The 18,106-nt window shown below is 51.0% G+C and carries 11 protein-coding genes; 2 read left to right on the plus strand and 9 right to left on the minus strand.

Annotated features, from left to right (window positions below; all coding sequences use genetic code 11):
- Positions 1-263: 263 nt before the first annotated feature.
- The 9 genes from C5S61_RS16725 to C5S61_RS16770 form a co-directional block, all read right to left on the minus strand.
- The gene (locus C5S61_RS16725; RefSeq protein WP_110516649.1) at positions 264-1,544 is read right to left on the minus strand and encodes an MFS transporter; all 1,281 of its coding nucleotides are present in this window, start codon (positions 1,542-1,544) and stop codon (positions 264-266) included.
- A 245-nt stretch (positions 1,545-1,789) separates the two neighbouring features.
- Entirely contained in the window at positions 1,790-3,928 is a 2,139-nt protein-coding gene (locus C5S61_RS16735) for a PQQ-dependent sugar dehydrogenase (RefSeq protein WP_110516653.1), read from the minus strand.
- A gap of 83 nt (positions 3,929-4,011) precedes the next feature.
- Positions 4,012-5,259: an acyl-CoA dehydrogenase family protein gene (locus C5S61_RS16740; RefSeq protein WP_110516655.1), complete on the minus strand. Its 1,248-nt coding sequence runs from the start codon at positions 5,257-5,259 to the stop codon at positions 4,012-4,014.
- Between the two features lie 597 nt (positions 5,260-5,856).
- Positions 5,857-7,005, minus strand: coding sequence for a xylose isomerase (xylA, locus tag C5S61_RS16745; RefSeq protein ID WP_110516659.1), 1,149 nt, complete (start codon positions 7,003-7,005; stop codon positions 5,857-5,859).
- A 219-nt stretch (positions 7,006-7,224) separates the two neighbouring features.
- Positions 7,225-9,552, minus strand: a complete 2,328-nt coding sequence (yicI, locus tag C5S61_RS16750) for an alpha-xylosidase (protein WP_110516661.1) — start codon at positions 9,550-9,552, stop codon at positions 7,225-7,227.
- 204 nt (positions 9,553-9,756) lie between these two features.
- Complete coding sequence (locus tag C5S61_RS16755) at positions 9,757-10,620, minus strand: carbohydrate ABC transporter permease (protein ID WP_110516663.1); 864 nt, start codon at positions 10,618-10,620, stop codon at positions 9,757-9,759.
- Between the two features lies 1 nt (position 10,621).
- The gene (locus C5S61_RS16760; RefSeq protein ID WP_110516665.1) at positions 10,622-11,515 is read right to left on the minus strand and encodes a carbohydrate ABC transporter permease; all 894 of its coding nucleotides are present in this window, start codon (positions 11,513-11,515) and stop codon (positions 10,622-10,624) included.
- 196 nt (positions 11,516-11,711) lie between these two features.
- Positions 11,712-13,046 carry an extracellular solute-binding protein gene (locus C5S61_RS16765; protein ID WP_110516667.1) on the minus strand — a complete coding sequence of 445 codons (1,335 nt, stop codon included), beginning with the start codon at positions 13,044-13,046 and terminating at the stop codon, positions 11,712-11,714.
- 68 nt (positions 13,047-13,114) lie between these two features.
- Positions 13,115-14,128 carry a LacI family DNA-binding transcriptional regulator gene (locus C5S61_RS16770; protein ID WP_124033449.1) on the minus strand — a complete coding sequence of 338 codons (1,014 nt, stop codon included), beginning with the start codon at positions 14,126-14,128 and terminating at the stop codon, positions 13,115-13,117.
- Positions 14,129-14,817: 689 nt separating this feature from the next.
- Between C5S61_RS16770 and C5S61_RS16775 the strand changes: the two genes are divergently transcribed.
- Complete coding sequence (locus C5S61_RS16775) at positions 14,818-16,224, plus strand: pyridoxal phosphate-dependent decarboxylase family protein (RefSeq protein ID WP_110516671.1); 1,407 nt, start codon at positions 14,818-14,820, stop codon at positions 16,222-16,224.
- A gap of 430 nt (positions 16,225-16,654) precedes the next feature.
- The gene (gene pdxR, locus C5S61_RS16780; protein ID WP_110516673.1) at positions 16,655-18,085 is read left to right on the plus strand and encodes a MocR-like pyridoxine biosynthesis transcription factor PdxR; all 1,431 of its coding nucleotides are present in this window, start codon (positions 16,655-16,657) and stop codon (positions 18,083-18,085) included.
- The last annotated feature ends 21 nt before the right edge of the window (positions 18,086-18,106 follow it).

The raw sequence follows: 18,106 nt of genomic DNA on the forward strand, positions 1-18,106 counted from the left end.
TGTTAAGCTTCCTTGATCCCCAACATTCGTGCTCTTTGCGCTCTTGGCGGTTTCGGGTTAGGGATCGGGGGTCAGGGGCTGGGGATCTGTTATTTTTTCAATCCCCAAATTCTTAGCCAACCCTAATGATTTACCGATAGCCAAAAGCCTAGAGCCTCACTTCCTCTGCGCCGCTGCGTTAAAACTTCCTGACCCCTCGCCGCTTCGTGCTCTTCGCGCTCCCATTTCCCGATCCCCGATCCCCAACCCCCTCTTCCTCAACATTACAATGCTTCTGCTGGAGCTTGATTGAGGCTTGGCTCATTGATAGTTGCTTCTTGGGCTTGATGGCTTTCCATGGTCATAACTGAGCGCAAACCAAAGCCCAAAACCCCCATTGCAATTGTGACAACTCCGCCAAGAATGTACCAAATGCGTAGCCCAAAAGCATCAGCGATTGGCCCAGCGAGCAATAAACCAATTGGAGCCATGGCTGTAGCAAAACTTCCCACCAAGGAAAAGACCCGACCCTGCAATTCGGGGGCAATTACGCCTTGGATCATCGCGCCAAACGAGCCATTGACAATGGGCAAGCTCAAGCCAACCAAGCCGTTCATCACAATTGCGCCCCAAATCAATGAGCTTGGCATGATGCCCAAGAAGAGCGTAAATGCTCCAAGCAGCACAAGCCCAAACAACGCAGTGACGATGCGGCGTTTGAAGCCACCCCACACACTGAGCAAAACGCCTCCAAGAATAATTCCAATCGAGAGTGCTGCTTCCATCCAGCCCAACTCGCTGGCTCCGCCGCCAAAAATTTTGGTGACCAAGAGTGGCAACAACGAACCAACTGGCGTGATAACCAAATTGATCACGCTGACCATAATCAAGCTAATCAACAAGCCACGCCAGCCAATCACATAGGCGAAGCCTTCGCGCATATCTTGCCAAAAAGTGACAGTGCGGTTGGCATCGCGTTGCGGCTGAGGAATGCGCACAAACAACAAGGGCAAAATGGCCAACAATGCCGTAATTATGTCAATTGACAAGACCGCTTGCAAGGGAAATGTGGCAACCAGCCAAGCTCCCAACGGAGCAGCGACAATGTTCATGCCGCCATTTAAGGCTTGGTTTAGGCCTTGAACGCGGGCTAAATGGGTTTTTGGCACCAACAACACCGTTGAAGCACCCATGGCCGTGGCGTGGAAACGCTCACAGACTGAGCGCAGCAATAAGGCAGCATAAATTTGCCAAATTGCATCCGAGCCTTGCCAGAAGAGCAATGCCAAGCCAATCGTCACCAGCATCGAGCAGGCATCTGCCACCAGCATAATCACTTGGCGATTCATGCGGTCGACCCATGTGCCAATAAATGGCGAGAGCAGAACCGCTGGCAGCATGGCCATTAATGAGGCAAATGCCAAGGTTGTGGCCGAACCAGTGCGCAGGGTCAAATTCCAAATAAGCGCGAATTGAACCAATTGACTGCCAATTAATGAACAAACTTGGCCCAGCCAAATACTGAGAAAGCGACCGAGCCAAGGTGATGATGATTGATCGTGCATTGCTAGCTCCTCTGGTTGAAACTAGCCACACTATAGTTGGCTCAGGCCATGATCGGCAGCCCGCAAAAGGTGTATCTTGCATATGTAGCCAGCATGAGCCTGATTATGGGTCGATTGCCAAGCACTACACCTTTTGGCGTGGAGCAAGCCAACGCCCTTTGATCAGCTCGATCAAAGGGCGCAAATGATTTGAGGTTTAGATTCCGATGACCACTCCCGATTCCCAACACTGGCTGTCCAAGAGGCTACTTGCGCACAACTGGCAAGTAGACCTGCTCTGGCATAAATTCTTCATAGACTGCGGTGTAGGTTGTGGCGCTGGCAGGAGTTGTAAAGCTGCGTGGATTGCTGGTGTTATTATCGCTCCAGCGCACAAACCGCCACCAGCGATTGTTATCGGTATACACTGGCGCAGTTACTTGTAACACATAGCCCTGCCATGAAACAAACGCAGCATCGGCCTCGATTGGGTCGTTGTTGACCACGAAGTTGGCGTTAGCATTCGGCGTTGAAGCCAAGGTTACATTAACTTTGCGTGGTTGGAGCGTTTGGGTAACGACATGGCTCAAGCCGCTATTATCGGTCGCGGTTAGCTCTAGCTCCAAGTAGCTGTTGCTGGCGGCCAGCAAATCTTCCGGCGCTGGCGCGGTAAAGCTAAAGCTATTGGTCGTTGGCTGGGTCAAAAAGGGGTGGGTGTGGGTATCGTGATGCAAAATCACTTTCCACGATAAGGCACTTGCTGGCAATTGGCCTTGTTCCGCATCGCTTGCTTGGCCACGTACCTGAATGCTTTGGCCAACCGCGAAGAGTGCGCTCGGGCTTGGTTGAGTGATGCTGGCCACTGGTGCGCTTGCACCAACCCGCACAACGCTTTGGCTGACGCTCGATATATCGCCATTGCTACCGCGCAGATACAAGGTTGCAGTGTACGTACCGTTAGTTGGATAGGTGTAAGATGTGCTGGCAGTGCTGGTTTGGCGCGTCGTGCCATTGCCAAAATTCCAGAAGTAGGTTGCACCGCTGCTTGGCGTGGTTGCGCTAAAGGTTACTGCTAATGGGGCAGCACCAAAACTGGGGTTCGCAGTAAAGGCTGAGTTTAAGCCAGCTGCGCCATTGTAGCTAATGCGGCGAATTTCGCCACCATTAGCGTAGGTTGCATAATATAAGGCTTGTTGTGCACCATTGGGGCCAAACGCCATATGCGTCACTGAGCCAGGATTATCCGAGAAGGTTATGACTGAGCTATACGGCGCTTGAGCTGAAATCATAAAAATTTTGCCACACACATAATCGCCAAACATATAGCCGCTGTAATTGCTGGGGAAAGTATTGGCAGGCACAAACGCGCCACCAGTAATCGAATTACAGTTGGTAAATGGCGCACCTGCGTTGCCATGACTATATTCATAAATTGGGTCGATCATGTTGGCAGGAGTTGGCGAACATGGGCCGCTGGTATTATTGACGCGCGTACCTTCACGACAATTCCAGCCATAATCCTTGCCTGCAACAACTTCGTCAATTTCTTCGCGCACGTTTTGGCCAACATCATTGACAAACAAGCGTACGCCAGGCGCATTTGGATCAAAGGTCATGCGATAGGGATTGCGAAAGCCCCAAGCCCAGGTTTCTTGGCAAATCGTGCCGCTGGCAGCTGCGCCAGCATTACAACGGGCTGTGCCAGTGCCAAGAAATGGATTATCGCTAGGAATCGTGCCGTCGGCATTGATGCGCAAAATTTTGCCCAGCAAGGTATGGCGTTCACGTGAGGCATCGTTGGCCCCACCACAGCCGCTATCGAGATAATCGCAGCCGCCATCGCCAACGCTCACATAGAGCTTGCCATCTTTGCCAAAGCCAAGATCGCCAGCATTGTGATTGCCATTGTATGACGTAATGTTATCAAGCAAGACCGACTCTGAGCTTAGATCGAGTACATTATTGCTCCAGGTAAAGCGGGAAACCCGATTAACTGGATTGACCGTTTCACTCTGTTGGGGGCAACTGTTGGGGGTTTGGTTAAATTTGTTGAAGGTATAGTAGACATAGACATATGGTCGTCCGCTGGTAAATTGCGGGTCAACCGCAATGCCTAACAAACCGCGCTCGAAATCGTAGCAAACCCGCGAGCCAAGGCTTAGCACCGTGCGCGTGCTGGTGCCGTTCCAGCCTAATAATTGACCATTCTGTTGGGTAATCAACATTTCGCCTGATGGCAACCAAGTAAACGCGGTTGGCGCATCAAGGCTACTAGCGGGAACAACGACGGTTTGGGTAAATCCAGCAGGGACAGCATTGGGGGCGACATTAGGCTGAACTTGGCGAATAAATGGAATCGAAAAGCTCGAAACGATCAGCGCAACCAGGATAAGCCAACGCGACATACTTCCTCCTTAAACACAACCACCGCGAACAAAGCCCTAAAAACCTTGTGCGCGGTGGTTTCCGCTCCGATGGCTAGCGCTGTTTAAGCGTTCCAAGCCTCTTCGTCGTAGGCTGGCAACTCACAGCGTAAGGGCTTGTTTTCGCGCTCTGAGAGCGCAAAATCTGCTTGCAACAACTCTTGAAGCTCGCGGGTTCCTTCGTAGATCACCGCGCCGCGACTGTTGCGCAAGTAGCGTTCAACAGGATACTCATCGCTAAAGCCATAAGCACCGTGAATTTGAATTGCATCATTGGCGCAGTTGAAGCTTTCAACCGTAGCGTGCCATTTGGCCAAGGTAGTTTCGCGGGTGTTGCGAACGCCTTGGTTTTTGAGCCAGCCAGCGCGATAGCACAACAAGCGCGCGGTTTCCAATTTCAGCACCATATGGCTGATCATGCGCTTAACCAACTGGTGTTGGCCGATTGGCACGCCGAAGGTTTCGCGCTCTTTGGCATATTTGACCGAAGCCTCTAAGGCAGCTTGGATCAAGCCAGTTGCGCCGGTTGCCACGGTGTAGCGCCCGTTATCCAAGGCGGTCATGGCAATTTTGAAGCCTTCGCCTTCTTCGCCCAAGCGGTTGGCAACTGGTACGCGTACATTTTCAAAAATGACGCTGCCAGTGTTGCCAGCTCGCACGCCCAACTTGCCATGAATTGGCACCGTTGAAACGCCTTCAAAGCTACGTTCGACGATAAAAGCGGTCATGCCGCGTTGTTTTTTGGCTTTGTCGGTGTAGGCAACCACCAAATAGTGGTCGGCCAAATCCGAGAGGCTAATCCAAGTTTTTTCGCCATTGAGAATATAGTGATCGCCTTCGAGCACGGCGGTCGATTGCATGCCTGCAACGTCGGTGCCAGCGTTTGGCTCGGTCAGACAATAGGCAGCAATTTTTGCGCCAGTAGCTTGCGGCACCAGATATTTTTGCTTTTGTTCTTCAGTGCCCCATTGGAAGACTGCCAATGAGTTGAGGCCAGTATGCACGCTGAGAATCACCCGCAGCGATGTATCGACCCGCTCTAGTTCTTCACAAACGACTGCAAGGCCCAAATAGTCGAAGCCTGCGCCGCCGTATTTTTGGGGTAAACACACGCCGAGAAAACCGAGTTCGCCCATTCGTTTGATAATTGGCACCATGTGCTCGGCGGTTCCGGCATGGTCACCAGCGCCCTTGCGATCCCATTCGCGAATATAGGGGGCGACTTCTTTTTCAGCAAAATCGCGCACAGTTTTACGCAGCATATCGTGCTGTTCGTTAAGCAAAAAACCGTAATTTTCGGTCCAATCAATCATGGCTTGTTCTACCTCGTGTGTGCTGTATAGCTCGTCGCTTGCCCCATTGCAAGCAACATGTAGCTCCTAGCATAGCATATCTTGGCAATTTGCGGGTAGCAGTGAGAACATAGAGCAAAGAGCATAGAACATAGCATTTGGGGGTCAGCGGTCAGGGGCTGGGGATCAGTTGGTCATCCTAGAGCTAAGCCCTTCGCGATCTTCGCGGTTCCGAGCCTTCGTGGATCGTATTTTTAACGCAGAGGCGCAGAGGATAGAATGGCTATTGGCTGTAGGCTATAGGCTTTGGGCTATTGGAACAATAATTTGTGGAGAACAATGAGATCAGTGCTCCCCTCGCCCGCGTTCAGTGGGAGAGGGGCTGGGGGTGAGGGCATGTACCTCGTTGCTAATCCAATGAACCAGTACAGAAAATACATTAAGGATAAAAGATTTCTATCGTTAAAAGCCAATAGCCCAAAGCCTCAAGTGCTTCGTGGTTCCAAAGTATTGATCCACGAAGCACTTGAAACATAGTTTTTGACTTTTGCCTTCTGCCTTTTGATTTTTGCGCTTGGCCATCAGCATTTCATCCCTCATCCCTCATAATTCATCCTTCTAGCGGGCTCCCATCAACAATTCGAAGGTCAGTTGATCGAGCTTTTCGTAGCCGAGGCCGCGTGCGCCAAGCGCTTGGCGATCGAATTGATAGGCTTTGAGCGCGGCAGCCCGTTCTGGCGTATACGCGCCACGGAATGGCTCAACCTCAGCATTTGGCGCATTAATTTGGGCCAAGAGCGCTTGAATTTCGGCATCGGCGTTGAAACGCTTAACTTTTTCGGCCAAGATTTCGTAGGTTCGCATACAGCCACGAGCAAAATCTTTAACGCCCTCAAGATCTTCGCTGCGATAGGCGTGAGCATCGAAGTGCAATGGGCCATCGTAGCCAGCATCTTGCAGCAATTTGACCAAGAAAAAGCTTTGTTTGTAGTTTTGCGCGCCAAAACGATAATCTTGGTCGTAGCGCCCACTATTTTGATCGTTCAGGTCGATATGGAACAGTTTGCCTGCATCAATCGCCTGCGCCACAGCATGGGTAAAGTTCAACCCAGCCATGGTTTCGTGGGCAACTTCTGGGTTTACGCCAACCATTTCTGGTTGATCGAGGGTCTGAATAAAACCCAACATGGCTCCGGTGGTGGGCAAAAAGATGTCGCCACGTGGCTCGTTGGGCTTGGCTTCCAACGCAAAGCGATAGCCATAACCTTGGGCGTTGCTATATTCACACAAGAAGTTGAGCGCTTCGCGGAACCATTTCAAGCCTTCGAGCAAGTTTTTCGAGGCATCGGTTTCGCTGCCTTCGCGGCCACCCCAAAAAACGTAGGTTTTAGCGCCAAACTCTGCGCCCAAATCCATCGCGGCCATCGTTTTTTGCAAGGCATAGGCTCGTACAGCAGGATCGTTGCTGGTAAATGCGCCATCTTTGAAGGCTGCATGGCCAAACAAATTGGTGGTTGCCATTGGCACAACCAAGCCAGTATCCTTGAGTGCTTGCTTGAAATCGGCCACAATTTGGGCTTTTTGGCTGGCGCTGGCATCAATCGGCACTAAATCGTTATCGTGAAAATTAACACCCCACGCTCCAACTTCGGCCAAGAGATGCACAATCTCAACTGGTGAGAGGGTTTTGCGCACTGGTTCGCCAAATGGATCGCGCCCGACATTGCCGACTGTCCATAATCCGAAGCTAAACTTATGCTGGGTCATGATTTAATTCCTTATCTTGATTCACGAAGAGCACGAAGGATGAAACCACGAAGGACACGAAGAGCACGAAGGTTAAGTTTTTTAGCCACAGATTGCACAGATTAGCTCAGATTAATTATTGCCATCGCCTTATTGCTCTTTTGCCTTTTAACGTTAATTCATCCCTCATCCTTCATCCTTCATCCTTTCTCCCCTCTGTTCTTACTAGTCCCTAACTTCCTAGCCCTGCAACTTCACGACCAGCTTGGTTGCCTGACCAAGTGCCGTGAGTTGTACGCCAAGTGGGTGTTGTTCGACTAAGGCTTGATCTGCGCTCGCTACCTGTTGGATGCCAACCAAAACGATTTGCCAATCGCTGGCTTGACCTTCTTGCACGATGCTGATTGTATCACCATCGCGGCGCGCGCTCCACGAGGCAGCAATATCGCCATTGATTGCGGGAACCATGGTATAGGCTGCTTGGCCATCGCCCAGTTCATACAGGTTCAAGGTCACGCCGTTGGTATAATCGTAATCTGGGCGTTCGCTGTTGTTGCCAATTGCAATCAAGCTGTTGGGGCGGGCCAAAAGTGGCAAGCTCAGCATATCGTGGGTTTCACTGACCCAGCGTGGGCCTTCGACAACCGCGCCATTGGTAATTTGGGTCCAGCGGCCAGCAGGCACATAGTAGCTCACCGTGTTGTCGTAGGCAAAGACTGGCGCAACCAACAACGAATCACCAAGCATGTATTGGCGATCAAGATAATCGCAGGTCGGATCGTTAGGAAATTCCAGCAACATGGCCCGCATCACCGGAATCCCACTCGTGGAAGCGGTCACAGCAGCGCCGTAGAGATAGGGCATCAAGCGTGATTTAAGTTTGGTGAAGTGGCGCAACACATCAACGGCTTCTTCATCGTAGATCCATGGTACACGATAGGTATGGTTGCCATGCAAGCGGCTGTGTGATGAAAGCATGCCGAAAGCGATCCAGCGCTTATAAACCTCAACTGGTGGCAGGCCCTCGAAGCCGCCAATATCGTGGCTCCAGAAGCCAAAGCCCGAAAGCCCTAACGATAACCCGCCGCGCAAACTTTCGGCCATCGATTCGAAGGTCGATTCGCAATCGCCGCCCCAGTGGACAGGGAATTGTTGGCCGCCAGCAGTCGCCGAACGTGCAAACAACACAGCATCATTGAGGCCGCGTTCGGTTTGCAACAAATCAAACACAACTTTGTTGTAGAGATGAGTGTAGTAGTTGTGCATGCGCTGTGGGTCGGAGCCGTCGAAGTAGGCGACATCGGTTGGAATGCGCTCGCCAAAGTCGGTTTTGAAACAATCAACGCCTATATCGAGCAGGCCTTTGAGCTTGGCAGCATACCAAGCGCAAGCATCAGGATTGGTGAAATCGACCAGGCCCATGCCCGATTGCCACATATCCGATTGCCAAACATCGCCATTGGGCTTTTTCACCAAGTAGCCATGCTCCATGCCTTCACGGAATAGCGCCGAACGCTGGGCAATGTATGGATTGATCCAGACACAAATTTTCAGGCCGCGATCTTTGAGCCGTTTGAGCATGCCTTCAGGATCGGGGAAGGTGCGTGAATCCCATTCCAGATCGCACCAGTGGAATTCGCGCATCCAAAAACAATCGAAGTGAAAGACGTGCAAGTGCAAATCGCGGTCGGCCATGCCTTGGATAAAGCTGGTCACGGTTGCTTCATCATACGAGGTGGTAAACGACGTTGTGAGCCACAAGCCAAACGACCATGCTGGCGGCAAGGCTGGGCGGCCAGTTAAGGCGGTAAATTTTTCGAGAATGTCCTTGGGCGTTGGGCCATAGATCACGAAATATTCGAGGCTTTGGCCTTGGACGCTGAATTGCACCCGCGAAACTTTTTCCGAGGCAATTTCAAAGGCCACATTTTCTGGCTGATTGACGAACACGCCATAGCCACGATTGGTCAGGTAGAATGGCACATTTTTGTAGGCTTGCTCGCTGCCAGTGCCGCCATCTTGGTTCCAAACATCAACCGATTGGCCGTTTTTGACGAAGGCGGTGAAGCGTTCGCCCAAGCCATACACTTGTTCGCCAACGCAGAGCGATAATTGCTCGTGCATAAACTCGCCTTCACCAGCCATACTAATGTAGCCAACACCTTTGCGGCCACTGCTGGTTACGCGGCGGTTTTCAGCCCAAAAATTGATGCTCCAATCGCCAGTTTTGGGAATTTGTACGCTCAATTTGCCACTGGTCAAGCGAAATTCTTGCTCATCTTCGCTGGTGCTAACGCTCTCATTAGCCGATTCGGCAATCGCGAAGTTGGGGCCTAATGGGCGTTGACCTTCGAAATGCGTTAGTTTGACCCGAATCACATCGGGCATTGGCGAGGAAAAACGGGCGGTAATCGTACCCAAGTTCAAGGTATCGCCCCGATGGTTGATCCGCTTGCCTGGTGCGTATACCGTCAGACTTGTATCGTTAATTTGGCCATCGTAGGCTTGTGATGCGAAGAGGGCATTAACGCCCTCACGCATCATCCAATAACCATCAGTAAATTTCATTGTTAAATCCTTATGTTGATCCACGAAGGACACGAAGGACGGAACCGCGAAGCGTGCGAAGAGCACGAAGACTGTTTTCGCCACAGATTGGCACAGATTATGAGGATTATGTTCTTGTGACCAATAGCCAACAGCCCGATCCCCAACCCCCGCCAACCAATCCCCAAATTACCTCTGTTCTCTGTTCTATGCTCTATGTTCTGATCACTTCACACTACCTGCGGCGATGCCTTTGGTCAGGGTGCGTTGGAAGATCAGGAAGAAGATAAAGCAGGGCAGAATCCCTAATAAGGCCGAAGCGCTGGATAAAGTGGCTTCCATATTGCGTTGGCCTTGCAGCACGCCGACCGCAATCGGCACAGTTTGGCGATCATTGCTAATCAACAAAATCAACGGCAAGAAAAATTCGTTCCACGTCCAGATGAAAAAGAAGGTGAAGAGCACCGCCAGCGTTGGGCGGCTGACAGGAACGATGATCTTAAACAGGAGTTGCAGTTTATTGCAGCCATCCAACATCGCCGCTTCGAGCATTTCCTTGGGAAAGGTGCTGAACACCGATGAAAGCAAATAGGTGCCAAAGGCGCTCTGAATAACCGAGAAAATCAAGATCACCACAAAGCGGGTGTTATACAGGTCGAATTCCTTGGAAAGGTAGTACAACGGATAGACCAGTGATTCTTGGGGCAGCGTGTTGGCAACCATAAACAGAATCAATAGCCAAATTCGGCCTTTAATGCGGCCAATGCCCAAGGCAAAAGCGTTCAGCAGCGATAACAGCACGCCGATCACCGCCACGCTGGCGCTAATCAACAGGCTATTGAGCAACTTCTGGCTGTAATCGACCCGCTGCCAAAACTCCACGATGCCATCGATTGACCATGCGGTTGGCCAGCTTAATGGACCGTAGGTTGCATAATCCTCTGGTGTTTTGAAGGCATTGATAATGACGATGGCAAATGGCAACAGCACAACCAGCAGCACGATCAATAGCGCAGCCAGCACAAAGAAGCGTCCAATGCCAGCCTTGTGTGGTTTTTTGTAGCTTGATTTTAATGGAAGGCTGGTCATCTTAAAGCTCCTCGGCTGATTGGCGACGAATAAAGAAAATCGTCAACCCAATAATGATCACCGTCATAACCGTGGAAATTGCCGAGCCATAGCCAATATTGGCCTTCTCGAAGAAGTTTTGGTAGGCAAAGTAGGACGGAACCAAGGTAGAGCTACCAGGGCCGCCGCGAGTTAGCACATAAATTTGGCCAAAAACTTTGAGCGAGGCAATCGTTGTAGTCAGTAGCACCACAAAAATTTCAGGCCGAATTAAGTGCACCGTGATATAGCGAAAACGATCAAACCAGCTTGCGCCATCAAGCACCGCCGCCTCGTAAATTTCGGGGTCGATGCGCTGCAAGCCAGCCATAAAAATGACCAGCGGATAGCCCAGCTGGAACCACACCATAATCACCATCACGCTGGGCAAGGCAGTTTGGCGATTGCCAAGCCAGTTGCGGGTCAAATTCTCGAGGCCCAGCGTTTCGAGCAAGCCATTCAGCGCCCCATAATTTGGGTGCAGAATCCAAGCCCAAACGATGCCAGCAATTGCCACCGGCAAAATTTGCGGCAGATAAAAAGCGGCGCGAAAAAAGCTGGCTGTGCGCGAGCCAAATTTGTTGGTAATGTAATCGTAGAGCACCGCGGCGAGCAGTAAGCCTAGCAACGTCGGCACAATCGTCATGGCCACCAGCATCGCCAAATTATTACGGAATGATGCCCAAAACGTGCTATCACGAAACAAGCGGGCATAGTTATCAAGCCCAGCCCATTTTGGTGTTCCAACACCCTGCCAATGGGTGAAACTTGTGCCAATATTCATCAAGAAGGGAATGGCGATAACCAGCACAAACAGAATCAAGCCGGGCAGCAAAAACCACCAGTAGCCCCTGTTTGTTGAACGTTTAAGCATCATTGCCGTAACCTTTCGATTGGTAGCTAGAATGTTGATGAGGGATCGGGGGCTAGGGGTCGGGGGTCGGGATCGCTATCTTTTACCCTAAATCCTAGCCACAAACCCATAGCTGCCTCGTTAGCAGAGCTGAAGGTCAAGAAATGAGGCTCAATACTAATTTGCTGACCCCTAGCCCCTAACCGCTGGCCCCTACTCCCTACTTGCCTAAGGTCGCGCGATGTTCTTGGTATGGGATGGCAATTGCATCAAGCATTTCGCTTGGAGTTTTGGTGCCATCGATCAACTCTTGGATATTGGCCACCAAGATGTCGTAGTAGCCTGGAGCTGGCCAGTCGGGGTAGAAGGCCAAGCCATCGGCTTTGGAAATCGCATCGAAGTTTTGGATTAATTCTTTGTTCTTGTCGTTGGTGATTTTGCTGACATCGGCGTTGACTGGCACGCCACCAGAGTTGCCCAACAAGGTCTGGATTTCTTGGCTCATCGTGATGTCGATGAAATCGTAGACCAGATCTTTGTTTTTGGCATTGGTTGGCACGGCCCAGATGTTGCCGCTTGAGCCGGGGTGCAAGGTGTTGCCTGGGAACAAGAACGTGCCCCATTCAAAGCCCTTGATTTCGTCGCTGAAGCGACCATACCACCAGCTGCCAGAAATCATGATTGGGAAGGTGCCATTGGTGAAGGCCACGCCCATATCTTCGGCCTTGATGCCAGTTGCATCTTTGCTGATATAGCCTTTGCTGACCCATTCGGCCATTTTTTCAGCGCCATACGTAAATTCTGGGCCACGGAAATCGACATCGCCTTGATAAAGTTGGAAGGCGTTGACGAATTCGCGGTTGGCTTTGCTCAAGACCAATTCATAGAAAATCTGTTGGGCGGGATATTCAGCGCCACCAACTGAGAGCGGGGTTACGCCTTGTTTGACAAAGGCATCCATCACTGCTTCGAATTCGGCAAAGGTGGTTGGCACTTGCAAATTGGCTTTGGCAAACATGTCTTTGTTGTAATAAACCATGACATATTCTGCATAGTTGGGCACGCCAAACCATTTGCCAGCGCCCATCACGCCTTTATCGTCGTAGCGAGCGGTGGTTTGCAAGCTAGAGCTGAGCAATTTATCCCAACCGCGTTGGGTCGCAACATCTGAGAGGTCGGTCAGCAAGCCTTGGGTTGAAAGCAAGCCAGCAGTTGCATTGCCTTTGTTATATTCCAAAATATCGGGGGTTTCGTTGGAGTTGAGCACCATGCCAGCGGTTTGGCGAATTTGCTCGAAGCCTTTTTCTTCAAACTGAATCGTTACACCTGGGTTTGCTGCTTGAAATTGTTTAATCGATTCGGCCCAAGCAATACCCATGGCGCTGTTGGCACCTTCGTAGTGCCAAAGCTTGATCGTGCGTGGCTCGTTGCTGGTGGTGGTGCTGCCGCTGGGGGCGGTTGTTGCGCTCTCTGAGCCACATGCTGCCAGAATGCTGGTGAGTAATACCAAGAGTAGCATAAATGAGAGTCGGAACGTTGACTTCGATGTGGACATCTGTGTCCTCCTTGGGATCGTTACCATAGCCATTGTTAATTTTCAGCCGACGAGCGAGCAATGGTGAACTATCGTTCTGTGCGCCGTGCTTGACCGGTACTGTTGCGCACAACTAATTGACATGGCAAGAGGGCTTGGGGCAACTCGCGATCTTGGGCTTCGAGCTGTTGAATCAGTAAATCAACGCCTAATGTGCCAAGCTCAGCGATTGGTGGTTCTAAGGTTGTTAGAGTTGGCAAGGTCATTTCGGCAACGCGCGCCGAAGAGACTAACGAAATCAGCGAAATATCGTCGGGAATACTCCAGCCACGTTCGCTGACCGCTTGAATAATGCCGGACATAGCGCGTTCGTTCATCACAATCAGCGCGCTCAAGCCAGGGTGTTCAGTTAATAATTGATTGAACATCTCGTAGCCAGCACTGACTGAATCGTGGCAAAAGGTGCTCACGCCCTGCAATTGAGCCGCCGCGATTGCCTCATCGAAGCGTTGGGCAACCCGCACTGTCGGGCCATAACCAGCTTCAAAGGCTTCTTGCGAATGATTGATAAACGCAATCTGGCGATGACCAAGCTCAGCAAGGTAATTCACTGCAAGCTGGGTTGTGCGATCAAAATCAATATCAACATAGCTCATGCCTGTGCTATCGGCGCTGCGCCCAATCATGCTGAAGGGAAATTCAAGTTCGCGGAGCAATTCAATTCGTGGATCGTTGAGATGCACTTCCATCACCAACACGCCATCGACGAGGCCTTGTTGCAGCAGTTGGCGCAGCTCGCTGGAATCGGTGGGCAACGACCACAACACCAAGTGGTAGCCGTTGTTACGAGCGGCCTCGGCGGCACTGGTCACAAACTCAAGCTCAGTTAAGCCCAAGCCACGTTCAGGCGTTGGAAAAAGCAAGGCGATAATTTTGCTGCGTTTGCTGGCCAAACCGCGAGCTAAGGCATGGGGCTTGTAGCCAAGCTCCTCCATCGCGGCGTAAATCCGCTGGCGGGTTTCTTCTGAGATCGGTCTCGTTCCATTGAGTGCGTATGAGACGGTGCTGAGGGCAACTCCGGCTCGTTTTGCGACATCGACCATCGTTGGCACAATGCCCCCCGTTCTCGCGTGTAGCGGTTACGAAAGCTTATCGAAGCGTGTAGTCGAAACGTATAGTCGAAACGCTTCGATGATTACTATACAAAACATAAGCGTGATTGTCAAGAACAGAGAGCATAGAGCATAGAACATAGAACATAGGAGTAGGGGTTGGGGGTAAGGGGTCAGCGGCTAGGGGTCAGGGCTATAGAAAAAACATAATCCTCATAATCTGTGTCAATCTGTGGCCAACGAAAAGGATGAAGGATGAGGGATGAAGGATGAAATACCAACGTCAAACGTCAAAACTATAAACATGCAGTTTTAACGCAGAGGCGCAGAGGAATGATGGCTTTGGGCTATTGGCTATAGGAAATATAATCAAACAAATCTGTGGAATCTGTGGCTAAAAAATACGTATTCGTGCAATTCGTGCAATTCGTGGCTAAAAAATACATTCTTCGCAGTTTCGGGGATCAGGGGCTGGGGATCGGTATCCCGTGCTGTGCTCATCACCTGTTGTCAATTCCAATGATTTTCCGCTAGCCACAAGCCTATAGCCTATAGCCTCATCCTCTTCGTGCGCTTCGTGCGCCAAAAAGTGGTCTGCTTAAACACTGCAAACTGGTACTTAACCAGACCAACTGCCTTTGCTATGCTCAAGCTAGTTCTGAATTAATTGAGGTAGCCCAATGAACCCAATGTTAGCCAACGATGCAGCCCAACTCGACCAGATTTTAGAGCAGACGCTGGCCACAGCCAAGCAATTTTTGCATAATTTACCGCAGCGCCCAGTTGGTGTAACCTATCCAGCCAAGCACCTTCAAGCATTACCAAACGCTGGCTTGGGCGCAGAACAAACGCTCGAACACTTTTTGAGCCGCTTCAGCAGCACATTAACTGGCAGCACTGGCCCGCGTTATTGGGGATTTGTTACTGGTGGCGCAACCCCAGCAGCCTTAGCTGGCGATTGGCTGGTCAGCACGTTTGATCAAAATCCCAGCGGCACGACTGAAACCGCAGCCATTCAGGTTGAAAACGAAGCCATCAGTATGCTGCGCGAATTATTTGGCTTGCCCACAACCTTCAGCGGTGCATTTGTTTCGGGCGCGACCATGGCCAATTTTGTTGGTTTGGCAATTGGGCGGCAATGGGTGGCCAAGCAACTCAATCACGATGTAGCGCGCATGGGCCTCTATGGGCTTGCGCCAATTCCCGTCTTGAGCGGTGCGGCGCATTCGAGCATCTACAAAGCCATGTCAATGTTGGGGATGGGTCGGCAGCAACTCCAAACGATTGAACTGCTACCGGAGCGCGAAGCAGTGAACATCGATGCATTACGTCAAGCATTAGCAGCCTTGCCAAGCAACCAACCAGCAATCGTGGTCGCCAATGCAGGCACTGTCAACAGCGTCGATTTTGATGACATCGCCGCAATCGCTGCACTTAAGCAGGAATTCAATTTTTGGTTGCATGTCGATGCAGCATTTGGTGGATTTGCCGCCTGTTCACCGCAATTTGCCCATTTGGTGCAGGGCATTGAGCATGCAGATTCGCTAACAATTGATGCCCACAAATGGCTCAACGTGCCCTATGATTCAGCGATGCAATTCACCCGCCATGCAGCTTTGCAAGTTGAAGTGTTTCACAATAGCGCCGCCTATCTTGGCCCAATGGGCGAAAATCCTAGCTTTTTTCATCGCACGCCAGAAAATTCCCGCCGTTGGCGCTCGTTGCCTGCTTGGTTTACGCTTATGGCCTATGGCTCGGCTGGCTACCAAGAAATTGTTGAGCGCGATTGTGAGCTGGCGCAACTGCTCGGCAACTACATCAGCGATTCGCAGTTACTGCGTTTGGTCGCACCAGTGCGCATGAATGTGGTCTGCTTTAGCTTGGCTGGCAACCCCGATAGCGCAAAGATTCAAACCTATCTTGATGCAGTTCGCGCCACAGGGGCGGTTTTTATGACCGCGACGGTCTATGCAGGCCAGCCAGCAATTCGCGCTGCCTTCTCGAATTGGCGCACGACCACCGCCGATGTGGAGTTGGCATGGCAAGCCATGGAAAGCGTTGCAGCAGAACATAGCGAGAAATTATGAAGGATGAAGTATGAGGGATGAAGAGCAAAGTCAAAAGTCAAAAGGCAGAAGGCAAAAAGGATGAGGGGCTAGGGGTTGGAGATGGAGAGGGGTGAGGATTTAACGCAGCGGCGCAGAGCGACCGAAGGATGAAGGATGAAGGATGAGGGATGAGGGATGAGGGATGAAATTAACCAGCTGCTAAATTCGGCACGTTCAACTATCTATTCTATACGAGAGAATAATCAAATAAATCTGTGGCAAAAAAGGGGTCTCGTCGTTGGGGGCTGGGGATCGGTTGCTCGTCCTAGATCAATAGCCAACAGCCTAGAGCCTTATTCTCTTCGGACAATTCGTGGCAAAAATGAAGCCTTCGTGACCTTCGCGCTCTTCGCGGTTCCTAGACTTTGTGCTCTTCGTGGATCAATTTGTGGATCAATAAGGATATTTCATGCTCGCGATACCGCTCAATCCCAACCTAACGAAACCTTTATATTTGCAAATTGCCGATCATGTGACGGCCTTAGCGCGTTCGGGCCAGTTGCAGCCAGAGCAGCGTTTGCCTTCATCGCGCCAATTGGCCGAGCAGCTTAATCTGCATCGCTCAACGGTGGTGACGGCGTTTGACGAATTACGCGCACGCGGCATTATTCAAACGTTGCACGGCAGTGGCAGTTATATTTGTGTTGGGGTTTTTGATCAAGCCCTACAAGCGCCCGCAACCAGCACATTAACCGCCCCAGCGCTGGGCAACGATCAATTGCTTGCTGAATTGTGGCGCTTGAACCATGCCGAGGGCATGATTTCGTTGGCCTTGGGTGTGCCTGCGCCAGATATGTTTCCGAGCCAACGTTTTGCCCTGTTGCAACAACGCATTGCCCGCCGCGACCCACAGGCCGCCTTGAATTATACCCATCCGCAAGGTTTATATCCGTTACGTCAAGCTATCGCCCATGATCTGGCGCGTCATGGCATTCAAACCAGTGCCGAGCAATTGATTATCACCAATGGCGCGAACGAAGCGATTAATTTGGTAACCCAAGCCTTGGCTGTGGCTGGCGATAGTGGCTTAATCGAAGAGCCATCGTTTCATACCACTTTGCTCAATCTTCAGCAAGCAGGCATTCGCTTAACTGGCTTTGGCATCGATCAGCAAGGCCCAAATTGGGCAAGCCTAGAAGCTGCCTTGGGCCAATGTTCAAATCATCCACGCTTCGTTTTAGTCACGCCCGATTTTCATAACCCAACTGGCACACGCTGGAACAGTGCTCAACGCTATCGATTTTTGAATTGGGCCAATCAGCAGGCGATTCCGATTATCGAAGATGCAACTTATAGCGATTTAGGCCTGACTGGCCCAAGCCAACCAGCCTTGCGGGCCTTCGATTCAAGTGTGATTTACATTGGCTCATATTCCAAATCGTTATTGCCTGGGCTGCGGATTGGGTTTATCGTGGCCAATGGCTTGTTGCTTCAGCAACTAGTCAGTTTAAAAACCATTACGAGCGGCAGCAACGAATCGTTTAGCCAACAAATTTTGGCCGAATATCTGCATGCTGGTGAATATCACGAACACGTGGCATGGGTCACAAGCATCTATCAACAACGCCGCGATGCGCTGCTCAGCGCAATTCAACGCTATTTGCCGCCAGCAGTGAGCGCGACGGTTGCCGATGGCGGTTTTTATAGTTGGCTCAGTCTGCCCGCTGATCAGCCAATTATGCCGTTATTTCAACGTGCGCTGCAACGAGGTGTTGTTATTTTTCCTGGTCAAGCCTTTTATCTTAATCAGACACAGAGCCATTCGATTCGGCTGTGTTTTGCGCGCTACTCCGAGGAAGTGCTAACTCATGCCGTGCGCTTGCTTGGCAGTTGTTTTTAATTGGGGATCGGGGTGTGGGGG

Origin of the sequence: Herpetosiphon llansteffanensis (assembly GCF_003205875.1) — a bacterium.
GTDB classification, from domain to species: Bacteria; Chloroflexota; Chloroflexia; order Chloroflexales; family Herpetosiphonaceae; genus Herpetosiphon; species Herpetosiphon llansteffanensis.